General features: G+C 72.7%; 15 protein-coding genes. 7 read left to right on the plus strand and 8 right to left on the minus strand.

Features of this window, described 5'->3' with window-relative positions; all coding sequences use genetic code 11:
- The 4 genes from C4U44_RS33050 to C4U44_RS33065 all read right to left on the minus strand — a co-directional run.
- On the minus strand, positions 1-1,192 hold a 1,192-nt coding region (locus C4U44_RS33050; RefSeq protein WP_103889777.1), incomplete at its 3' end, for a lactate utilization protein B.
- Positions 1,189-1,980 (minus strand): (Fe-S)-binding protein, encoded by a 792-nt coding sequence (locus C4U44_RS33055; protein WP_103889907.1) that lies wholly within the window; start codon positions 1,978-1,980, stop codon positions 1,189-1,191. The genes C4U44_RS33050 and C4U44_RS33055, both read right to left, overlap by 4 nt.
- A 248-nt stretch (positions 1,981-2,228) precedes the next feature.
- Positions 2,229-3,434: an NAD(P)-binding domain-containing protein gene (locus C4U44_RS33060; protein WP_103889778.1), complete on the minus strand. Its 1,206-nt coding sequence runs from the start codon at positions 3,432-3,434 to the stop codon at positions 2,229-2,231.
- A 112-nt stretch (positions 3,435-3,546) separates the two neighbouring features.
- A complete protein-coding gene (locus C4U44_RS33065) occupies positions 3,547-4,389 on the minus strand; it encodes a glycoside hydrolase family 3 protein (protein ID WP_103889779.1) in 843 nt (280 codons plus the stop codon).
- A 212-nt stretch (positions 4,390-4,601) separates the two neighbouring features.
- On the opposite strand from C4U44_RS33065, the gene C4U44_RS33070 reads away from it, so the two are divergent.
- From C4U44_RS33070 to htpG, 3 genes are all read left to right on the plus strand, one after another.
- A complete protein-coding gene (locus C4U44_RS33070) occupies positions 4,602-5,030 on the plus strand; it encodes a secondary thiamine-phosphate synthase enzyme YjbQ (protein WP_103889780.1) in 429 nt (142 codons plus the stop codon).
- 124 nt (positions 5,031-5,154) lie between these two features.
- Positions 5,155-5,595, plus strand: a complete 441-nt coding sequence (locus C4U44_RS43520) for a cold-shock protein (protein WP_146088405.1) — start codon at positions 5,155-5,157, stop codon at positions 5,593-5,595.
- A 228-nt stretch (positions 5,596-5,823) separates the two neighbouring features.
- Complete coding sequence (gene htpG, locus C4U44_RS33080) at positions 5,824-7,821, plus strand: molecular chaperone HtpG (protein ID WP_103889782.1); 1,998 nt, start codon at positions 5,824-5,826, stop codon at positions 7,819-7,821.
- Between the two features lie 59 nt (positions 7,822-7,880).
- On the opposite strand, the gene C4U44_RS33085 is transcribed toward htpG, so the two are convergent.
- Positions 7,881-8,942 carry an ATP-dependent DNA ligase gene (locus C4U44_RS33085; RefSeq protein ID WP_103889783.1) on the minus strand — a complete coding sequence of 354 codons (1,062 nt, stop codon included), beginning with the start codon at positions 8,940-8,942 and terminating at the stop codon, positions 7,881-7,883.
- 165 nt (positions 8,943-9,107) lie between these two features.
- Between C4U44_RS33085 and ligD the strand changes: the two genes are divergently transcribed.
- Positions 9,108-10,124 (plus strand): non-homologous end-joining DNA ligase, encoded by a 1,017-nt coding sequence (gene ligD / locus C4U44_RS33090; protein ID WP_103889784.1) that lies wholly within the window; start codon positions 9,108-9,110, stop codon positions 10,122-10,124.
- 101 nt (positions 10,125-10,225) lie between these two features.
- Here ligD and C4U44_RS33095 read toward each other — a convergent pair whose 3' ends face one another.
- The gene (locus C4U44_RS33095; protein WP_235032549.1) at positions 10,226-12,055 is read right to left on the minus strand and encodes a glycoside hydrolase family 35 protein; all 1,830 of its coding nucleotides are present in this window, start codon (positions 12,053-12,055) and stop codon (positions 10,226-10,228) included.
- Positions 12,056-12,305: 250 nt separating this feature from the next.
- Positions 12,306-12,710, minus strand: a complete 405-nt coding sequence (locus C4U44_RS33100) for a hypothetical protein (protein ID WP_103889786.1) — start codon at positions 12,708-12,710, stop codon at positions 12,306-12,308.
- A 142-nt stretch (positions 12,711-12,852) separates the two neighbouring features.
- On the opposite strand from C4U44_RS33100, the gene C4U44_RS33105 reads away from it, so the two are divergent.
- The 3 genes from C4U44_RS33105 to C4U44_RS33115 all read left to right on the plus strand — a co-directional run bounded on the left by C4U44_RS33105 (position 12,853) and on the right by C4U44_RS33115 (position 20,115).
- Positions 12,853-13,686, plus strand: a complete 834-nt coding sequence (locus C4U44_RS33105) for a MerR family transcriptional regulator (protein ID WP_103889787.1) — start codon at positions 12,853-12,855, stop codon at positions 13,684-13,686.
- 636 nt (positions 13,687-14,322) lie between these two features.
- Positions 14,323-15,354, plus strand: coding sequence for a LacI family DNA-binding transcriptional regulator (locus C4U44_RS33110; RefSeq protein ID WP_103889788.1), 1,032 nt, complete (start codon positions 14,323-14,325; stop codon positions 15,352-15,354).
- A 186-nt stretch (positions 15,355-15,540) separates the two neighbouring features.
- Positions 15,541-20,115, plus strand: coding sequence for an endo-alpha-N-acetylgalactosaminidase family protein (locus C4U44_RS33115; RefSeq protein WP_103889789.1), 4,575 nt, complete (start codon positions 15,541-15,543; stop codon positions 20,113-20,115).
- Between the two features lie 70 nt (positions 20,116-20,185).
- On the opposite strand, the gene C4U44_RS33120 is transcribed toward C4U44_RS33115, so the two are convergent.
- Positions 20,186-21,070 (minus strand): MauE/DoxX family redox-associated membrane protein, encoded by an 885-nt coding sequence (locus C4U44_RS33120; RefSeq protein WP_103889790.1) that lies wholly within the window; start codon positions 21,068-21,070, stop codon positions 20,186-20,188.
- Between the last annotated feature and the right edge of the window lie 5 nt (positions 21,071-21,075).

Consider the following 21,075-nt stretch of genomic DNA (forward strand, 5'->3'; position numbering starts at 1 on the left):
CGACGCGTTCGCGGAGGTGGACGAGGATTTCGGGGATGTTGATGGCGACGGGGCAGACGTCGTAGCAGGCGCCGCAGAGGGTGGAGGCGTAGGGGAGGGAGGCGGTGTGGGGGGTGGTGGTGCCGTGGAGTTGGGGGGTGAGGATGGCGCCGATGGGGCCGGGGTAGGGGGAGTTGTAGGCGTGTCCGCCGGCGCGTTCGTAGACGGGGCAGACGTTGAGGCAGGCGGAGCAGCGGATGCAGCGGAGGGCTTGGCGGCCGGTGGTGTCGGCGAGGGTGTCGGTGCGTCCGTTGTCGAGGAGGATGAGGTGGAAGGTGGTGGGGCCGTCGTTGTGGGTGGTGCCGGTCCACATGGTGGTGTAGGGGTTCATGCGTTCGGCGGTGGAGGAGCGGGGGAGGGTTTGGAGGAAGATTTCGAGGTCTTGGAAGGTGGGGATGATTTTTTCGATGCCGACGATGGAGATGAGGGTGTCGGGGAGGGTGAGGCACATTCTGCCGTTGCCTTCTGATTCGACGACGACGAGGGTGCCGGTTTCGGCGATCATGAAGTTGGCGCCGGAGATGGCGATTTTGGTGGTGAGGAATTTTTCGCGGAGGTGGAGGCGGGCGGCTTCGGCGAGGTCGGTGGGGGTGTCGGTGAGGTGGGGTGGGGCGGGTCGGCCGTGGTCGGCCATGTGGTGGGTGAAGATGTCGCGGATTTCGGTGCGGTTTTTGTGGATGGCGGGGACGAGGATGTGGGAGGGGGTGTCGTTGTCGAGTTGGACGATGAGTTCGGCGAGGTCGGTTTCGACGGGGTGGATGCCGGCTTGTTCGAGGGCGTGGTTGAGGCCGGTTTCTTGGGTGGTCATGGATTTGACTTTGAGGACTTCGGTTTCGCCGGTGGCGTGGATGAGGGTGGTGGCGATGTGGTTGGCTTCGTCGGCGTTTGTGGCCCAGTGGACGGTGCCGCCGGCGGTGGTGACGGCTTGTTCGAGTTGGAGGAGGTAGTGGTCGAGGTGGTGGAGGGTGTGGTCTTTGATGGTGGCGCCGGCGGTGCGGAGTTGGGGCCAGTCGGGGAGTTCGGCGATGGCGGTGGCGCGTTTGGTGCGGATGGTGTGGGTGGCGTGGGTGAGGTTGGCGCGGAGTTGGGTGTTGTGGGTGGAGGTGTGGGCGGCCTGGGGGAAGGTGGGCATGCCCAGGTCGGTGGGGTTCATTGGGGGGCTCCTGTGGGTGTCGGGGGTGTGTAGGGGTGTTGTTCGGTGGAGGCGAGGATTTCGGCGAGGTGGAGGGTGTGGAGGGTGTGGTGGGGGGTGTGGGTGTGGTTGAGGATGCCGTTGAGGTGCATGAGGCAGGAGTTGTCGGCGCCGGCGAGGGTGGTGGCGCCGGTGTTGAGGGCGTGGCGGATTTTGTCGTGGCCCATGGCGAGGGAGACGTCGGGGTTTTTGATGGCGAAGGTGCCGCCGAAGCCGCAGCATTCGTCGGCGGCGTCGAGTTCGCGTAGGTCGAGGCCGCGGACGGCTTGGAGGAGGGTGCGGGGGCGGTGGCCGAGGCCGAGCATGCGCAGGCCGTGGCAGGAGGGGTGGTAGGTGACGGTGTGGGGGAAGTAGGCGCCGACGTCGGTGACGCCGAGGATGTCGATGAGGAATTCGGTGAGTTCGTAGGTGCGGGGGGTCAGGGAGGCGGCGGCGTCGGCGAGTTGGGTGCCGCGGCCTTCTGCGTGGGCTTTGGCGCCGATGCGGGGGTAGTTGTCGCGGATCATCGCGGCGCAGGAGCCGGAGGGGGTGACGATGTAGTCGTAGCCGTGGAAGGCGTGGGCCATCCGGCGGACGAGGGGTTCGGTCTCGTGGCGGTAGCCGGTGTTGAACTGGGGTTGTCCGCAACAGGTCTGGGCGGGCGGGAAATCCACCTCCACCCCCAACCGCTCCAGCAGGGTCACCACGGCCCGCCCGGTGTCCGGGTAGAGGAGGTCGTTGACGCAGGTCACGAAGAGGGCCACGCGCAGGGGGCCTTCTTGGCGCGCCGCGCCGCCGCTCGGTTCTCGATCACGCATGCGCTCATCCTGCCCCAGCCCCGCGCACCAGGGGAAGGATACATCCGATGTCTATCGGTGGGGTCGGCCCGTGAGAGCGGGTGGACTCCGGCGGGAGCTCCGCCGAACGCAGGCTGAACGGCGCCGCTGGACCACCGTCGGGCCGCCACCGGATCACGGGCCACCACCCGATCGCCGCCGGAACGGGGCCGCCGGAGCGCTCAGCGGGCAGGCAACGGCACCGCCGCCGGGACGGACCGCCCGGGCGCGGCGCCCGTGCCCCCGCCTCCACCCGCCAGCAGAGTTCGGATCTCGCGCACCGCGCCGCGCCCCGCCCGGTTGGCCCCGATCGTGCTCGCCGAGGGCCCGTAGCCCAGCAGGTGCACTCGCGGATCCTTCACCACGCGGGTGCCGTCCAGCCGGACGCCTCCGCCCGCCTCGCGCAGCCGCAGCGGCGCGAGGTGGTCCAGCGCCGCGCGGAAACCGGTCGCCCACAGGATGACGTCCGCGTCCAGCGTCCGGCCGCCGTCCCAGGCCACGCCGTGCGGCGTGATCCGGTCGAACATGGGCTCGCGGCGCAGGACGCCCCGCGCCTGCGCCGCGAGCACCGCCTCGGTCGCCGCCAGCCCGGTCACGCTCACCACGCTCTGCGGCGGCAGCCCCGCCCGGACCCGGTCGTCCACCCGGGCCACCACCGAGCGGCCCCACTCCTCGTCGAACGCCATGTCCCGGAAGACCGGCGGCCGCCTCGTCACCCAGGTGGTGCGGGCCGCGCCGCCCGGCTCGTTCAGCTCCATCAGCAGCTGCACGGCCGAGGTGCCGCCGCCCACCACGACGACGTGCAGCCCGGCGAACTCCGCCGCGCTGCGGTACCCCGCGGTGTGCAGCTGCCGCCCGAGAAAACCCTCCTGGCCCGGGTAGTACGGCAGGAACGGCCGGTCCCACGTGCCGGTCGCGTTCAGCAGCGCCCGCGCCGACCAGGTGCCGCGGTCCGTCTCCACCCGCATCCGCCCGCCGGTGCCCTCGCGCACCGCGATCACGTCGGCGGGGCGCAGCACCCGCAGGTCGAACGCCTCCTCGTACCGCCGGAAGTACTCCCCGACCACCTGGGACGACGGCAGGTCCGGGTCGCCGCCCGCCCATTCCATGCCCGGCAGCGCGTGCACCCGGTGCGCCTTGCCGTAGGTCAGCGAGGGCCAGCGGAACTGCCAGGCGCCACCCGGCCCGGGGGAGTGGTCGAACACCACGAAGTCCGTGCCGCTGCGCAGGCCCGCGCGGGTCAGGAAGTAGCCCGCGGACAGCCCGGCCTGCCCCGCGCCGACCACGGCCACGTCGATCTCCGCAGGGGCCGGGGTCGCCACGGGACCGCCCTCCGCGGCCGGGCCGCCCTGTTCCGCGAGGCGGCGCTCCGTACCCAGATCGTCCATGCCTCTGCCAACCGGTGCCGGCGGCGATTGCTTCCCGCGCGGCGGCTGCCGGAAGGCGACCGGGCGCCGCCCGGGCCCGGCGAAAGGCGAGGTCGGCCGCGGACGCGTGGATTCAGCGAGCCGCGGGCCGGTGCTCGTCCGCTGCCCTGGGGCGATCGAGCGGGCTCCCGGCGGAGGAGGGGACCAGGCACGGCTCCGAGGCCCATCGCCGCAGGCGGGACACGCGCGCGGCGGCCTCCTCGAGACGGGCGACGGGGAGGTCGCCGTCGCCGACGGCCCGCGCGGTGGCGGCGTGGATCGCGTCGCGTACCCCCGGCCCGCTGCCCGGGCCCAGCCGGATGAGGTCCGCCCCGGCGATCCAGGCGAGGACGGCGGCACCGGGCGCGCCCCAGCCGTCGACGATGGTCGGTTCGTCGAGGGGGGCGCTCAGCACGACGCCGCTGTAGCCGAGTTCGCCGCGCAGCACCCCGCTGATCGTGTGGCCGCTCACCGTGGCAGGGACGCCGGCGGAGATCGCGCGGACGCCCGCGGCCGCCGCCTCCGCGAAGGGCCGCAGGTTCCCGGAGCCGGTGAAGGGTCCCAACGCCGCGGCCACACCGTGGGCCTGGAGGTCGGACACGAAGTCGCGGGTTCCGTCCGCCCGCGGGTCCGGTCCCACGCCGAGGTGCAAGTTCGCCCCCACCGCCATCAGTTCCGCGGCGGCGGCGCTTCCGTTCTGCGTCCCGTTCTGCGTTCCGCCCCGCGGCCCGGGGTGACCGGTGAGCGCGTCCGGCACGGCGGCCCGCACCGCGTCCGAGGCGGCCCGGGCGGCGGTCCCGTCCGCGTGCACCGCGACGCCCGGGGTGCCTCTCTCCAGCCCGCGCAGGATCCACTCCGGCAACTCCGGGGCGCCGCCCCGCACGGACGGCAGCAGGCACGAGTCGACCAGTACCGCGAGCCGGTGCAGCGTGTTCACGTACGGGTCCCCCTTCGGGGCGCGGCAGTCGGCGATCCCCCGAATGGTACAGACCAATATGCGGCCGGGGCAACGTGTCCGGCTCCGCGTCCCCCTCCGCCCGCCGCGGCACCGCACGCGTACCGAGGTCCGGCGCGGGTGGCCGCGCGCGGCGACGCCCCGGTGGCGGTCGTGTGCGCGGCTCCCGGAGGTGCGTGGGCCACCATGGGGACATGGCCGAACGATTTGGAACCCGCGTCATCGACATCCATACCGGCAGGCAGGAGGCCGTGCACGATCTGACGGGCGCCTGCGAGGAGTTCCTGCGGGAGGCGGCGCAGGGGCGGGACGGGCTGTTCAACGTCTTCGTGCCGCACGCCACCGCCGGAGTGGCCGTCATCGAGACCGGCGCGGGCAGTGACGACGACCTGCTCGCCCTGCTGCGCGACCTGCTGCCCGCCGACGACCGCTGGCGGCACCGGCACGGCAGCCCCGGGCACGGGCGCGACCACGTGCTGCCCGCGCTCGTCCCCCCGCACGCCACGCTGCCGGTGCTCGGCGGGCGGCTCGAACTGGGCACCTGGCAGTCGGTGGTCCTGGTCGACACCAACGTCGACAACCCGCGCCGCCAGGTCCGGTTGACCTTCATGGCGGCCGGGTGAGAGGGCGGTAATGCACCGGCTCCGGCACGGCGGCATTGAGGGCGGGCCGCTGGATCGGGTGACTGTCTGGGGGTAGTATCCCAGCGGAGTTCAAAAGGGCGGTGTGACGCGGGGGTAGCTGGTCGTGGCAGCGGGCACGGTAATAAGTTTTGACGCGGTCAAGGGGTACGGGTTCATCTCGCCGGAAACGGGCACGGAGGACGTTTTTCTCCATGTCAACGATTTCCCCGGAGGCAAGCATCTCCTGCAGGTGGGCTCGGTGGTGGAATTCGAGGTGGAGAACGGCGACCGCGGGCCGAAGGCCACCGGGGTGCGCCTCGTCCATCAGCCCGGCGAGGGCCAGGTCCACGCCGGGTTCTCCGACGCGGGGCCGGCGGTGGGCGGCCTTTCACGTACGGGCCCCGCAGCGCCCGCAGCGCCCGGAGCGCCCGGCGTCGGGGCGTACCAACAGGAGCTCACCGAGGCGCTGATGGCGGCCGACGCCCAGTTGACGGCCCAGCAGATCCTCCGGATCCGGTCGGCCGTCGTGGAGGTCGCCCGCCGGCGCGGGTGGGTTCAGGGCTGACCGGGCCGGCCTCGCCGGTGACCGCCGCGCGTACCGGTGGCCCGTTCCGGCCTCTGCCGACGGAGCCCGCACGCACGGCCGTTGGGCGGGCGTCCATCCGTTCCCGGTCCCGCTGCCGCGCGGACCCCTGAGAATGTCCCGACCGGTCCCGGTCGTTCGCTGTCAATTGCCGTTGTTCGCCGTCGTCATTCGGTTGTCGAATCGTGCGCAAGAAAGGAAGGGTGCATCATGCCGGTGGAGACGTTCGAATTCCAGGTGGAAGCACGTCAGCTCCTGCAGATGATGATCCACTCGATCTATTCGAACAAGGACGTGTTCCTGCGGGAACTCATCTCCAACGCCTCCGACTCGCTCGACAAGTTGCGGCTGGAGGCACTCCGGGACGACTCGCTCGGCGCCGACGTGTCCGATCTCCATATCGAGCTCGAAGTCGACGAGAAGGCGCGCACGCTGACGGTCCGGGACACCGGCATCGGCATGTCCTACGACGAGGTCGTCAAGCTGATCGGGACGATCGCGGACTCCGGGACCGCGAAGTTCCTGCGGGATCTCAAGGAGAGCGACGACCCCGCGCGGTCCTCGGCCGCGGAGAATCTCATCGGCCAGTTCGGCGTCGGCTTCTATTCCAGCTTCATGGTGGCCGACGAGGTCACCCTGCTGACCCGGCGGGCGGGCGAGACCCAGGGCTCCCGGTGGGCGTCCGACGGCGCGGGCACCTACACGATCGAGGCCGTGGACGACGCCCCCCAGGGCACCTCGGTCACGCTGCGGCTCAAGCCCGAGGACGTCGACGACAAGCTCTACGACTACACGTCCCGGTACAAGCTCAGGGAGATCGTCAAGCGGTACTCCGACTTCATCTCGTGGCCGATCAGGATGGCGGCGGTGCCGCTCCCGGCAGGCGGGGACGACACGGACACCGAGGCAGGCACGGACGGCGACGCCCCCACCCCCGCGCCCGAGACGCTCAACTCGATGAAGGCGCTGTGGGCGCGCCCGCGGGCCGAGGTCTCCGACGAGGAGTACCACGAGCTGTACAAGCGCATCAGCCACGACTGGGTCGACCCGCTGGAGACGATCCTGCTCCAGGCGGAGGGCACCTTCGAGTACCAGGCGCTGCTCTTCGTCCCCTCCCGCGCACCCCAGGACCTCTACACCCAGGGGTACGTCAACGGCCTCCAGCTCTACGTGAAGCGTGTCTTCATCATGGGCGACTGCGAGGCGCTGCTCCCGTCGTACCTGCGCTTCGTCAAGGGCGTGGTGGACGCCCAGGACCTCTCGCTCAACGTGTCCCGCGAGATCCTCCAGCAGGACCGGCAGATCCAGCTCATGCACCGGCGGCTGGCCAAGAAGGTGCTGTCGACCATCCGCGAGATGATGACCGGATCCCCGGAGCGGTACGCCACGCTCTGGCGGGAGTTCGGCCGCGTCATCAAGGAGGGGCTGCTGAGCGACCGGGACAACTCCGAGGCGATCCTCGGCATCTCCTCGTTCGCCTCGACGCACGACCCCTCCGAACCCACCACGCTGCGGCAGTACGCGGAGCGGATGGGCGAGGGCCAGGAGCACATCTACTACATGACCGGGGACTCCCGGCAGACCATCGAGAACTCGCCGCACATCGAGGCCTTCAAGGCCAAGGGTGTGGAGGTGCTGCTGCTGACCGACCCGGTCGACGAGGTGTGGGTCGAGGCGGTCCCCGAGTTCGACGGCAAGGCGCTGCGGTCCGTGGCCAAGGGCGAGGTCGACCTCGACTCCGAGGAGGACCGCAAGGAGACCGAGACCCGGCGCGAGCAGCAGCGGGACGAGTTCGCCGGGCTGCTGGAGTGGATGACGGAGCGGCTGAGCGAGAGCGTCAAGGAGGTGCGGCTGTCCTCCCGGCTCACCGTCTCACCGGCCTGCGTCGTCTCGGACACCGACGCCGTGACGCCCGCGCTGGAGAACCTGTACCGGGCCATGGGCCAGGAGGTGCCGCACGTCAAGCGCATCCTCGAACTCAACCCCGGGCACCCGCTGGTCACCGGCCTGAACAAGGTGCACGCAGCCAACGCAACCAACGCAGCCAACGGCGCGAGCGGAGCGGACGGGCAGAACGGTGCCGACGGAGGAGCGGCCGAGGTCGCCGAACTCCTCTACGACCTGGCGCTGCTCGCCGAGGGCGGGGCCCTCGACGACCCGTCACGGTTCGTCCGGGCCGTGGCCGACCGCCTGGAGCGCACCCTCTAGCCGCGACGGTGTGCGCCCGGTCGACACACCGTCGGCCGGGCGCACACCGACGGCAGACCCTAGGTGCCGAGCACCTCGTCCAGGTCGTAGCCCACCGGCTCCTCCAGTTGCGCGTACGTGCACTGGTCCGGCTCGCGGTCCGGGCGCCAGCGGCGGAACTGGGCGGTGTGGCGGAACCGGTTGCCCTGCATGTGGTCGTAGGCGACCTCCACGACGCGCTCGGGGCGCAGCGGCACCCACGAGAGGTCCTTCTTGCCGGTCCAGCGGCTCGGCCCGCCCGGCAGCCGGTCGGCGGCCTGGGCCTCCTCGCTGGCCCACTCCTGCCACGGGTGACCCTCGGCGGACTCCATCCGCAGTGGCGCGAGTTCCTCCATGAGCGCCTTGCGCCGGGCCATCGGGAAGGACGCGCAGACCCCGACGTGCTGGAGCCGGCCGTCCCCGTCGTACAGGCCGAGCAGCAGGGAGCCGACCACCGGCCCGCTCTTGTGCGGCCGCAGCCCGGCCACCACGCAGTCCGCGGTCCGCTCGTGCTTCACCTTCACCATGGCCCGCGCCCCTGGCTGGTACGGCAGCTCGCGCGGCTTGGCGACGACGCCGTCCAGGCCCGCGCCCTCGAACTGCTCGAACCACCGGCGCGCCACGGCCAGATCGTCGGTGGCCGGCGTGACGTGCACCGGGGCGGCCGCGTCGCGCAGCGCCACCACCAGCGACTCCCGGCGTTCGTGCTGGGGCACCTCCAGCAGCGAGGCGTCGTCCAGTGCCAGCAGGTCGAACGCCACGAAGCTGGCCGGTGTCACCTCCGCCAGATGGCGGACCCGCGAGTCGGCCGGGTGGATCCGTTCCAGCAGCGCGTCGAAGTCCAGCCGCCCGCCTCCGGCGATCACGATCTCCCCGTCCAGCACGCAGCGTGGCGGCACCTGCGCCCGCAGCGCCGCGACCAGCTCGGGGAAGTAGCGGGTCAGCGGCTTGCCCGAGCGGCTGCCCAGCTCCACCTCGTCGCCGTCGCGGAAGACGATCGCCCGGAAGCCGTCCCACTTCGGCTCGTACAGCATGCCCGGCGGCACCGCCGCCGCGGACTTCGCCAGCATCGGCCGCACCGGCGGCATCACGGGAAGGTCCATGCCCGGATTCTCCGCCGTCCGGACGCCGGGCGCCCGCCGAACGGAAGGTCCGGGCCGTGCGCGCGGGGAGCCGCGGTGCGGGGCGGCGCGGTGGTGCGGGGCGGGCGGGAACACGCCGCCTCCGCCGGCGGGCGTGCCCCGCGGATGCGGCTTAGCGTGAGGGGCATGGCAGAGGCGCTGGAACTGACGGTCGGCGAGCGCACGGTCCGCGTGTCCAACCCGAACAAGGTGTACTTCCCGGAGCGCGGGTTCACCAAGGCCGACGTGGTCCGCTACTACCTGAGCGTCGGGGACGGCATCCTGCGCGTGCTGCGGGACCGGCCCACCACCCTGGAGCGGTACCCCGACGGCGTCGGCGGCGAGTCGTTCTTCCAGAAGCGCGCGCCGAAGAACCTGCCCGACTGGATCCCGACCGGCCGGATCTCCTTCCCCAGCGGCCGGCACGCCGACGAGATCTGCCCCACCGAGACCGCCGCCATCGCCTGGGCGGCCAACCTCGGCTGCCTGACCTTCCACCCCTGGCCGGTGCGCCGTGGCGACACCGAGCACCCCGACGAGCTGCGCATCGACCTCGATCCGCAGCCCGGCACCGACTTCGGCGACGCGGTGCGCGCCGCCCACCGGCTGCGCGAGGTGCTGGACGGCCTGGGCCTGACCGGCTGGCCCAAGACCTCCGGCGGCCGCGGCCTGCACGTCTTCGTGCCGATCGCCCCCGAGTGGACCTTCGTGCAGGTCCGCCGCTCGGCGATCGCGGTCGCCCGCGAGCTGGAGCGGCGCGACCCCGGCCACATCACCACCGCGTGGTGGAAGGAGGAGCGCGGCGCGAAGATCTTCGTCGACTACAACCAGACCGCCCGTGACCGCACCATCGCCAGTGCCTACTCGGTACGCCCCCGCCCGCACGCCCCCGTCTCCGCGCCGCTCCGCTGGGAGGAGCTGGACAGCGCGGTGCCGGCCGACTTCGACCTGGCCACCATGCCCGCGCGGTACGCGGAGGTCGGCGACCTGCACGCCGACATGGAGGAACACGCGTTCCGGCTCGACGCGGCCCTGGAGCTCGCCGCGCGCGACGAGGCCGAGCACGGCCTGGGCGACCTGCCCTACCCGCCGGACCACCCGAAGATGGCCGGCGAGCCGAAGCGGGTGCAGCCGAGCCGGGCGAAGAAGGCCCCCGAGCAGTAGCGGCGGGGACGTCCGTCACGCCGGGGACGTCCGTCACGTCGGGTACGGCCGGGCGGTGACCCGGGCCAGGAGGCACCTCGGCCCGGGTCACGTCGGGTGCCTCAGTCGAACGTCTCCACGAACTCCTCGGGAGGGCCCAGTTCCGGGCGGTCGCGCAGCTCGATCCGGTCGCCGAGCCGCTCCAGTTCCAGCACCGTCACGGTGTTGGCCCCGGAGGTCAGCAGCGGCGCGGGCACGTAGAGGGTGACCTGCGGGCCGATCTCCCAATAGCGGCCCAGCAGCGTGCCGTTCACCCAGGCGAAGCCCTTGCCGAAGCCCGGGAGGGCGAGGAAGGTGTCGGCCGGTTCGGAGAGGGTGAGCGACGCGGTGGCGAATCCCGCACCGCCCGCGGGCGCGGCCGTGCTCGGCGCGAGCCGCACGTCGTCCGGCGACCACTCGTCCAGCGGGAGCTCGCGCATCTCCCATCCGTGCACGAGCCGCCGCTCGATCCGGACCCCGTCGAGAATGCCCTTGCCCTGGCCCAGCAGCGGCCCGTAGTTGATCCGGCCCTGGTTCTCCACCAGCAGCTCCAGCCGGACCCGGGCACCGGTGCCCTCGACGGCGAACGAGCCCGTCTCCTGGTCCAGCACGCCCACGAGCACCCCGTCGGCGAAGACCTGGGCCCGGTCGTGCAGCCCGGTCACCGTCACCTCGTGGCTGCCGTTCGGCACCCGCGGCCACGCCCGGTAGAGCACCAGCCCGGACGGCTGTCCCAACTCCTCGAAGCTCAGCGGGTACGGCGACCGCACGGCCGTCGACATCGCCAGGAGACCGTCGAGCAGCCCCGCGCCCGGGCGCACCCGCAGGGTGCGCGGGGCCAGCAGCGCGGCCGGCGGGGGCAGCGGCCGGTCCCGCTCCGGGCCCGCCGCCGCTCCGGCGTCCCTGGCGCGTGTCTCCCGCAGCCGCTCCCGCAGCGCGAAGAACTTGGCGCCGGGCACGCCGTGTTCGGGGATGGGCGCGTCGGAGTCGTAGCTGGTGACGGTCGGCTGGAAGCGGGTGCCGTCGTGGTTGGCGCCCGCCCACAGGCCGAAGTTGGTGCCGCCGTGCGCCATGTACAGGCTCACCGAGCCGTCCTCGTCGAGGATCTCCCCGAGTGCGTCCCGGGCGCTGCCGGCCGAGCGGACGTGGTGCGGGTCGCCCCAGTGGTCGAACCAGCCGTTCCAGAACTCCGCGCAGACGAACGGCTCGTCCGCCCGGCGTTCTCGCAGCAGCCGGGCCGCCTGCCCCGCCCGCGATCCGAACGTCGCGGTGGCCAGCACCCCTGGCAGCGAACCGCCGTCCTGCATCAGCTCGGTCGGGCCGTCGGCGGTGCACAGCAACTCGCTGATCCCGCGCGCCACCAGCGCGTCGCGCAGCCACTCCAGGTACGCGGCGTCGTCGCCGTAGCTGCCGTACTCGTTCTCCACCTGCACCGCGACGACCGGCCCGTCGTACGCCGCCTGCGCGGCCGCGAGCTTGGGCACCAGGACGTCGAACCAGCGCGCCACCTCGTCGAGGAACGCCGGGTGGGACGTGCGCGGGCGCATCCCGGGCAGCCCCGTCAGCCAGGACGGCAGCCCGCCGTTGTCCCACTCGGCGCAGATGTACGGGCCCGGGCGGACGATCACGTCCAGACCGGTGTCCTGGGCCAGGCCGAGGAAGCGTTCGAGGTCGCGCGGGCCGTCGAAGCGGGGCGCGGTCCGGCGCGGCTGGTGGAAGTTCCACGGCACGTACGTGTCCACGGTGTTGAGGCCCAGCGCGGCGAGCTTCGCCAGCCGGTCCTGCCACTGCTCCGGGTGCACCCGGAAGTAGTGCAGCGAGCCGGCGAGGATCCGATGGGGCTCGCCGTCCCGCAGCAGTTCGCCCTCGGGGTGGGACAGGATCGGGGCGGGCGGCCGGCCCGGGCTCTGCACGGGCGCGGCGACCTTGAGCCGGCCCCGGGGCCCCGCCTGCGCGCCCACGCCGACCGCGACCCCCCGGAATGATACCGATACCGTGCGGTCCACCGCCGGGTTCCCCATGATCGCTCCCAAGTTGCAGTGCTCGCCGGTGGAGCAACCTGGGTGGAACTGTCGCACAAGATGATATCGATGCCAACTCCGGGGCCGGGCGATCGCCCTGCGGACGGGAGGACCGGCCGCACCGACCGCCCGGCCACGGGAACTAGTCCTGGGCCAGCGGCTGGACGGTGAGGTGGTAGTCCTCGACGATCCGGCCCGCGTCGTCGAGGAGCAGGAACGCCCGGGCGGCCCAGGCCACTTCGCCCGCTCCGGGGCCCTTGGCCCGGGTCAGCCGGAGGGTGAGCACGACGATGTCGTCGTGCACCGTGACCTGGTCGTCCTTGGTGACGTGGTACTCCCCGGAGGCGACGAACAGCCCGTGCGCCTCCGCCACCCGGTCCACCAGTCCGGTGTGGTCGCGGAACCGGGTGCCTTCGACGAACTCGACGCCGTCCGGGGCCCAGAGCGCGGCAACCGCACGCTCGCGTGCGGCGGTGTCCGGCTCGCTCCAGACGGCGACGTAGTCCGCGACGATCCGGTCGACGTCGACGGCGGTGGTCTGCGACATGACGAGTCAGCTCCCTTGCTGGGCGGATGAGGGGCGGCCGGAAGCCGGCCGCGGGAACCAAGGTCCCGGCCGCCGCCGCGGGAGGGTCAAGGGCGGCCTGCGCGCCGGACTCTCCCCCTACGGGAGGCCGCACACTCGATGCGTGACGAGCTACCTGTCGATCGGCGACTTCTCCCGTGCCACGCACATGACCGTCAAGACCCTGCGGCATTACCACGAGAAGGAGTTGCTGGAACCGGCCGCCGTCGATCCGCTGACCGGCTACCGGCGTTACACGCCCGAGCAGATCCCCACCGCCCAGGTGGTCCGCCGGCTGCGCGACCTCGGGATGCCCCTGGAGGAGATCCGCGCCGTCCTGGCCACCTCCGACGTCGCCACCCGCAACCGGCACATCGGCGCCCACCTGCAGCGGCTCGAAGAGGAACTCGGACGGACCCGGCGCGCGGTGGCGGCCCTGCGCGACCTCCTCGCGCCCCCCGCCGCCGAGGACCCGCCGATCGAACTGCGCAGCGTCGGCCCGGTCCAGGCCGCGGCGATCACGGCGACGGTCGCCGTCCAGGACGTGGGGGACTGGTTCCAGGGCGCTCTCGGCGAACTGTTCGCGACGGTGGCGAGCCAGGACCTACGGGAGACCGGGCATGCCGGCGGCGTGTACGCGGACGAGCTGTTCACCCTCCACCGCGGGCAGGCCACCGTCTTCGTGCCCTGCGACGGCGCGGTCCGGCCGGTCGGCCGGGTCGAGCCGCTGCGGGTGCCGCCGGCGGAGCTCGCGGTGATCGAGCACTGCGGGCCCCCGTCGGAGGTCGACCGCGCTTACGGCGTGCTCGCCGCGTACGTGGCCCGCCACGCGCTCGCCGTCGACGGGCCGATCCGCGAGTATTACGTCTTGAGCAGGCGGCACACTCCGGACAGTGCTCTCTGGCGGACCGAGGTGTGCTGGCCGGTCTTCCGCACGGCCCTCCCCTCCGACGAGTGATCGGGCGCCCCCTCGGACCGCGGTGTCCTTCTGCCCGGTGGGCCTCCCCGTTGCGTGTGGCGGCGCCCCCCTTTTCCCGGGAGCGGGGGCTGCTGCCCCAGACGGTGCCCCTTCTCGCAGGTGGGCGTCCCCTTTACGGGCTGGCGGTGCTCCCCCTTCCCGGTGGGGCGGGGCCGCTGCCCGAGAGGGTGCCCCTTCTCGCAGGTGGGCGTCCCCTTTACGGCTGGCGGTGCTCCCCTTTCCCGGTGGCGCGCGGCCGCTGCCCGAGAGGGTGCCCTCCAGGGGCGCGGGGAACTGCGCGGCCAGCCAGCGCGGCGCGGCCGGGGGCCCGCAGGCCCAAGCCCCGCGGGGGGTTCCCCCGGACCACCGGCCGGTGGCCGGTTCCTCGCGCAGTTCCTCGCGCCCCTGGTGGTGGACGTTTCCCCGTCGGGATGCCCACGCCAGGGGCTGGGGGTGCTTTTCAGGGGCGCGCCGAACTGCGCTCCCCCAGAGCTTCGCCTGGGAGGTGCCCCCAGCCACGACGGTGCGGCCGGGGGCCCGCAGGCCCAGCCCCCGCGGGGGGTTCCCGGAGCTCCGGGCGGTGGCCGGTTGCGCGGCCATGGGACCGTTATCATCGGGGAGGAGCGGAAGGGGCCCATGGAGAAGCAGAGCGGGCGCGAGGCCGTACGGCCGCCCGGGATGACGGACGTCGCGCGGGTCGCGGGCGTGTCCGCGCAGACGGTCTCGCGGGCCCTGGCCGGCCACCCGAACGTGCAGGAGAAGACCCGCGCGAAGGTGCTCGCCGCGGTGGAGCAGCTGGGCTACCGCCGCAACAACGCGGCCCGCATGCTCTCCTCGGGCCGCAGCCGCACCATCGGCGTGGTCACCCTCCAGACCAGCTTCTACTCGCGCACCGCGCTCACCTCGGGCATCGAGCACGCCGCGCAGGCCGCCGGGTACGCCGTGAGCACCGCGACCACCGCATCCCTGGACACCTCGGCGATCGAGGGGGCGCTGCTGCGGCTGGCCGACCAGCACGTGGAGGGCGTGATCCTCGCGGTGCCGCTGATCCATGTGAGCCGGCAGATCGAGCAGTTGACCGGCGCGGTGCCCACCATCACCATCGACGGTTCGCGCACGTCCGCCACCGAGGTGGTCGCCGTCGACCAGTCGCTCGCCGCCCGGCTGGCCACCAGGCACCTGCTCGACCTGGGCCACGAGACGGTGTGGCACGTGTCCGGGCCCGGCCAGTGGCTGGACGCGGCGAGCCGCTCCGCCGGCTGGCGGGCCGAGCTGGAGTCCGCCGGGCGCACCGTCCCGCCGGAGCTGGCGGGGGACTGGTCGCCCGCGTCCGGGTACCGCAACGGCCTGATCCTGGCCCGCATCCCCGACGTCACCGCGGTGTTCGTGGCCAGCGACGAGATGGCGTTCGGCGTGATCCGGGCGCTGCACGAGCTGGGGCGCAGGGTGCCGGAGGACATCTCCGTCGTGGGCGTCGACGACATCGCGCTCGCCGAGTACTGCTCGCCGTCGCTCACCACGGTCGCGCAGCCGTTCGCCGAGATGGGCGCGCTCGCGGTGGCCCATCTGGTCCGCGCGATCGCCGAACCCGGCGCCGAGCCCGAACCCGCCTCCGTCGAGCCGGAGTTGATCGTCCGCGCCAGCACGGCGCCGGTCCGCACCGCCTGAGCCGCGCGCGGGGCGCCGCCTGAACGGGGCCCGCCCAAGCCGCCCCGCCCGGAACCGGCAGCGCCCGCTGATTGCTGGGCGCTATCACCCTTCCTTCCACGCCTCACAGACTCTGGTGTTATCGATGCCATCGCCGCTACAGTCTGCACCACTCTCGGCTTTCCCCGGCCCTAGGTGGTAGTTGGAATGACCTCGCGCCCGCCCCGATCACCGCGCCGCAGACCCGGACGACGCCTTGCGAGCGTCACCGCGCTGCTCGCCTCCCTCGCGCTGCTCTCCCTCGGCGCCACGCCCGCGCTCGCCGCGGCCCCGCCCGCGCAGACGGCCGCCGCCGACCCCGGCACGCCCATCGACCCGGCCCAGTACAGCCTGGTCGGCGCCGACTCCCAGTCGCCGGCCTACCCCGCGCCGCCCGCGCTGGACGGCACCGCGCTCGCGGCGTTCGACAACGACACCGGCACGCAGTGGACGGTGGCCTACGACGTCGTGAACGGGACCGGGGTCGCCAAGACGCCGATGCCGCACTGGCTGACGCTCGACGTGGGTGGCTCGTTCACCCTCACCGGCCTCGACTACTCCGTGAAGAAGCAGGACAACGGCCCGGTCAAGGACTTCAAGGTCTACGTCACCGACGACGCGGCGACCGCGAAGGACCCGAACGGGGACTGGGGAGCGCCGGCGGCCACCGGGTCGTTCCACCAGCCGGCCGCCGACACCGACGTGCAGACGGTCGTCTTCGACAAGCCGGTCAAGGGCCGCTACGTCAGGTTCGAGGCCGACAGTGCCGTCAACGGCAGCGACAACGCGTCCGCGTCGGAGCTGCGGGTGCGCGCGATCGGGGACACCACGCCCGCGCCCGTGACCCCGCCGCCCCCGGCCCACCCCGCCACCCCGGTGCCGCTGTCCCGCGGGGGGCTCACGGTGCAGGTCGCGAAGGAGTTCCCGCAGGTCGTGTCGTACGCGATGGACGGCGGCACGCTCGGCGGGCAGGCGTCCGTGCTGGACACCTTCGACATCAACGGGAAGGCGTACACCGCGACCACCGCGATGCGCGCGAGCGGCGACACCGCGACCTACACCTCCACCTTCGCCGGCCTGCCGAACGTCACCATCACCTCGGCGATCACCGTGACCGCGAAGAGGACCGTGGTGTTCGAGGTGAAGAAGATCGCCGGCAGCGCGGCGCGCACGGTGGACGAACTGTCCATCCCCGACCAGTCGCTGGTGTCGGTCGACACCTCCGACCCGCACGCGAACCTGGCGCGCACCAGGATCTCCACGGACTCCACCACCACCGCGGACCAGTTCACCGCGGTCAACGGCGCCACCACGCCCGACCCCGCACCCGTCGGCACTCCCTACGGCTTCGTCGGCAACTCCCGGCTGTCCGCGGGGCTGCTCACCGACGCGACCGACGACGCCGCGCAGGACGACAACGACAACGGCAACTCCCGCCTCCAGTCGCGGATCGTCGACGCCGGGGGCGGCGCCCGCCGCGCCGAACTGTCCGTCGGGAACTACACCTACGCGCCCAAGGGCGCCACCGACCCGCGGGTCTCGACGTACACACTGCCCAGGACCACGGTGGTGCTGGCCGGGGACGCCAACGGTGACGGCGAGGTGACCTGGGAGGACGGGGCGATCGCCTACCGGGACGCGATGACGCACCCGCTGGGCGCGGACCGGGTGCCGGAACGCGTGGTGCAGCACATCCCGTTCAACTTCGCCAGCGAGGCGACCAACCCGTTCCTGAAGACGCTCGACAACGTCAAGCGGATCTCGCTGGCCACCGACGACCTCGGTCAATGGGTGCTGGAGAAGGGCTACGCCAACGAGGGCCACGACTCCGGGCACCCGGACTACGGGGGCGACTACAACGTCCGCGCGGGCGGCCTGGGCGACCTCGACGAACTCGCCGCGCAGGGCGAGAAGTACAACGCCGACCTGGCCGTGCACGTCAACGTCACCGAGGCGTACCCGCAGGCGAAGAACTTCAGCTCCGGCCTGGTCCAGGGCCAGGTCAACGGCTGGGACTGGCTCAACCAGTCGTACCACATCGACCAGCGCACCGACCTGGGCACCGGCGCGATCCTCGACCGGTTCGCGGAACTGCGCAAGCAGGCGCCCGGCATCAAGACCGTCTACATCGACGCCTACTACTCCAGCGGCTGGCTCGCCGACGAACTCGCCACCCAGCTGCACACGATGGGCTTCGAGGTGGCCAGCGAGTGGGCCTACAAGTTCGAGGGCGAGTCGATCTGGTCGCACTGGGCCAGCGACAAGAACTACGGCGACGCGACCAACAAGGGCATCAACTCCGACATCATCCGCTTCATCGGCAACTCCGACCGCGACGTGTGGAACGTCGACCCGCTGCTCGGCGGCTCCGACATCAAGGAGTTCGAGGGCTGGACCGGCCAGGACGACTGGAACGCGTTCTACGACAACATCTTCAGCCAGAACCTCCCCACCAAGTTCCTCCAGCACTACCAGGTCACCGACTGGGACTTCGGGAAGAGCGCCGAGCTGACCGGCGGGGTCCGCGTCGCCATGGACGACGGGGTCCGGCAGATCACCATGGGCGGCGCCCTCGTCCTGAAGGGCGACAGCTACCTGCTGCCCTGGGGTGAGGCCAAGGGCGGTGACGGCGTCTCCTCACCGAGCGACGCCGACAAGATGTACGCCTTCAGCGCCTCCGGCGGCGCCCACACCTTCGACCTGACCGCCCAGTTCGCCGGGAGCCGGCACTTCACCCTCTACAAGCTCACCGACACCGGCCGGGTGAAGGCAGCCGACGTCACCCCGGTCGACGGCCGGGTGACCCTGACCACCGCCGCGAACCAGCCGTACGTGCTGGTGCCCGCCGGCGGCAGGGCCCCGCACACGAGCGTCGACTACGGCCAGGGCACCGGCCTGTCCGACCCGGGCTTCAACGCCGGGAACCTGACCGCCTGGCACCCGACCGGCGGCGCGGCCGTCGCGCGCACCGCCGACGGCGACAACGTCGCCCGCCTGGGCACCGGCGCCGCGTCCGGCATCTCCCAGCAGGTGAAGGGCCTCAAGCCCGGGAAGACCTACACCCTCGGCGCCGACGTCGAGATCGCCAAGGGACAGCGGCGCACCGTCGACGTCACCGTCGGCGGCACGGCGAGACCTGCCGTGAACTCCTTCGACACCACACCCGCGCCCAACGAGGTCGCGGCCGACGCCAAGGAGGGCACCTACGCCCAGCGCGCCTCGGTCACCTTCACCGCGCCGCCCGGCGGCCGGGTGACGGTCGGCATCGCCGCGTCCCCGGGGGCGGCCGCGGTCACCCTGGACGACGTGCGCCTGATGGCCGACACCAGCGTGCCCGTCCTGAAGGCGGGGACCAGGGCCGGCGGCGGCACGGTCGTGGCCGCCGAGGACTTCGAGGGGAACCAGCCCGGTTGGGGCCCCTTCGTGAAGGGCGACGCCGGCGGGATCACCGACCCGCGCACCAGCATCAGCGACCTGCACGCGCCCTACAGCCAGAAGGCGTGGAAGAACACCTACTCGCCTTACGACACGGGCACACTCAAGGGCCAGGCGGTGGACGACGTCATCGGCGGCGACCACTCGCTGAAGTCCCATGAGGAGAACACCGGACTGGTCTACCGGACCGTCCCGGCCACCGTGCCCTTCGTCGCCGGCCACGCGTACCGGGTGTCGTTCCGCTACCAGACCGACGTGGACGGGCAGTGGGCCTGGGTGACGGGCGCCGACACCGTCGGCGGCGGCGAGGTCACCAGCAAGGACCTCACCCGCGACACCCTCGCCCCGGCGCTGGACACCGCCACCTACAGCAAGGACATCGTGGCCGGGTGCGGCGACACCTGGGTGGGCCTGCGCAAGCTCGGCGGCGCGGCCGGCACCGACTTCGTGCTGGACGACTTCACCGTCACCGACCTCGGCCCCTCGGCGACCGGGCCGGCCTGCGCGAGCGTGACGGTGCCGCCCACCGCCGAGCTGAGCCCGGGCACGCCGAGCGAGTACACCACCACCTTCACCAACAACGAGGCCGGCGCGGCCACCGGCGTCCGCACCACGCTCGACGGGTTGCCCGCCGGGTGGACCGCAGCGGTGGAGCAGAAGGGTGGCAACGCCTTCGCGTCCGTCGCGCCCGGCGCCACCGCGACCACCACCTGGCTGCTCACCGCACCGGCCGGCGCGGCGGGTACGACCGCGCAGTGGAAGGCCACCGCCACTTACACCAACGGCGGCGACACCAAGACCGTCACCGCCGACGCCAAGGCGACGGTCGCCTCGCGGGCACTGCTCCCGCCCGGCTCGATGACCGCGACCGCCGACTCCGAGAACCGCTCGTCCGGCGCCGCCGAGGGCCCGGTCGCCAACGTCCTCGACGGCGACCCGGGCACCATCTGGCACACCGACTACACCGACACGGAGGCCCCCTATCCGCACTGGGTCACCCTGAAGCTGTCCGGGCCCGCCGACATCGACGGCTTCGGCTACCTCGACCGCCAGAGCGGCGGCCCCAACGGCCGGATCGGCGACTACGAGATCGCGGTCTCCGACGACGGCACCACCTGGACGACCGTCACCCACGGCACCCTCGCGGACTCGCCGCAGACCCAGCAGATCGACTTCACACCGGTCCGGGCCTCCTATGTCCGCTTCACCGGGCTGGACGCGCTCAACGGCCTGCCGTTCGCGGCGGCCGCCGAGATGCGGGTCTACGGGTCGTACGCCGACCCGCCGGTGGGCTACCCGCCGCAGTAGGGCGCGTGCCGTGGCCCGGGGTGGCCGCTCCTCGCGGGAGCCGCCACCCCGGGCTCCGTATCTTGCCGGGTCAGACCATCCGCAGTGGCCTGCGCAGCCCGGAGAGCGCCAGCAGATCCACCGGCACGACCTCCTGGGTGCGGTCGTCGATCACCGAAACCCGCACCGCGGGGCTCGGGTTGGCGTCGGCGGTCGCGTTCTCGTCCAGGGCGAACAGCACGTTGACCGGTCGTGCGCCGCGGGCGTCCTCGTGCACGCCCGCGAACCGCAGCACCCGCCAGCCGTCGTCGTCCCAGGCGTCCAGCAGCGCCGACCGCACGATCGGCGCCGACGCCTGCCATGCGAGCGAGCGCTCCAGCAGCTCGACGGTTGCCTCTACGGGTACGCGGCCGCCCGGGTCCGCCGGCAGCGGGGTGCCGAACACCCGCAACCGCAGCCGGCGCAGCGGCAGCCACACCCGGTCCAGGTCGGTGGACAGGGCGAGCAGGCCCGCCGCGGCCACCGCGACCACCAGCACCGACCAGCCCGGATCCCGGGCCACCCGCGACCACCAGGCGGTGCCCGCGAAGGCCGCGGCGACCCCGCAGAGCAGCACCGCCCCGGCCCGCGCGAAGGAACGGACACCGATTGGACCCTCGTCGCGGGCGCTGCATCCGCAGGAGGACTGCGGCGCCGTCGCCTTCGCGTAGCCGAGGTAGCCCACGAAGCCCGCGCCGAGCACCGCCGTGGCGGCACCGGGTACGACCGTGGCCGGTGCCGCCAGCAGCCCGGCGGCGACGGCGAGTTCGACAGCTCCCACCGCGCGCAGCGCGAAGGCCGCCCGGTGGCCGTTGCCGAGCACGCGGACCAGCACGGTGTTCGCCGCGACCTGGGCGGTGCGCCGGCCGAGCAGCTTGGCCGCGCCGCTCACCGCGAGCAGTACACCGCACACCAGGGGAGCGAGGTCGAGGATCATCACGC

The sequence above is a fragment of the Actinacidiphila yanglinensis genome (assembly GCF_900107965.1).
In the GTDB taxonomy this organism is placed as follows: domain Bacteria; phylum Actinomycetota; class Actinomycetes; order Streptomycetales; family Streptomycetaceae; genus Actinacidiphila; species Actinacidiphila yanglinensis.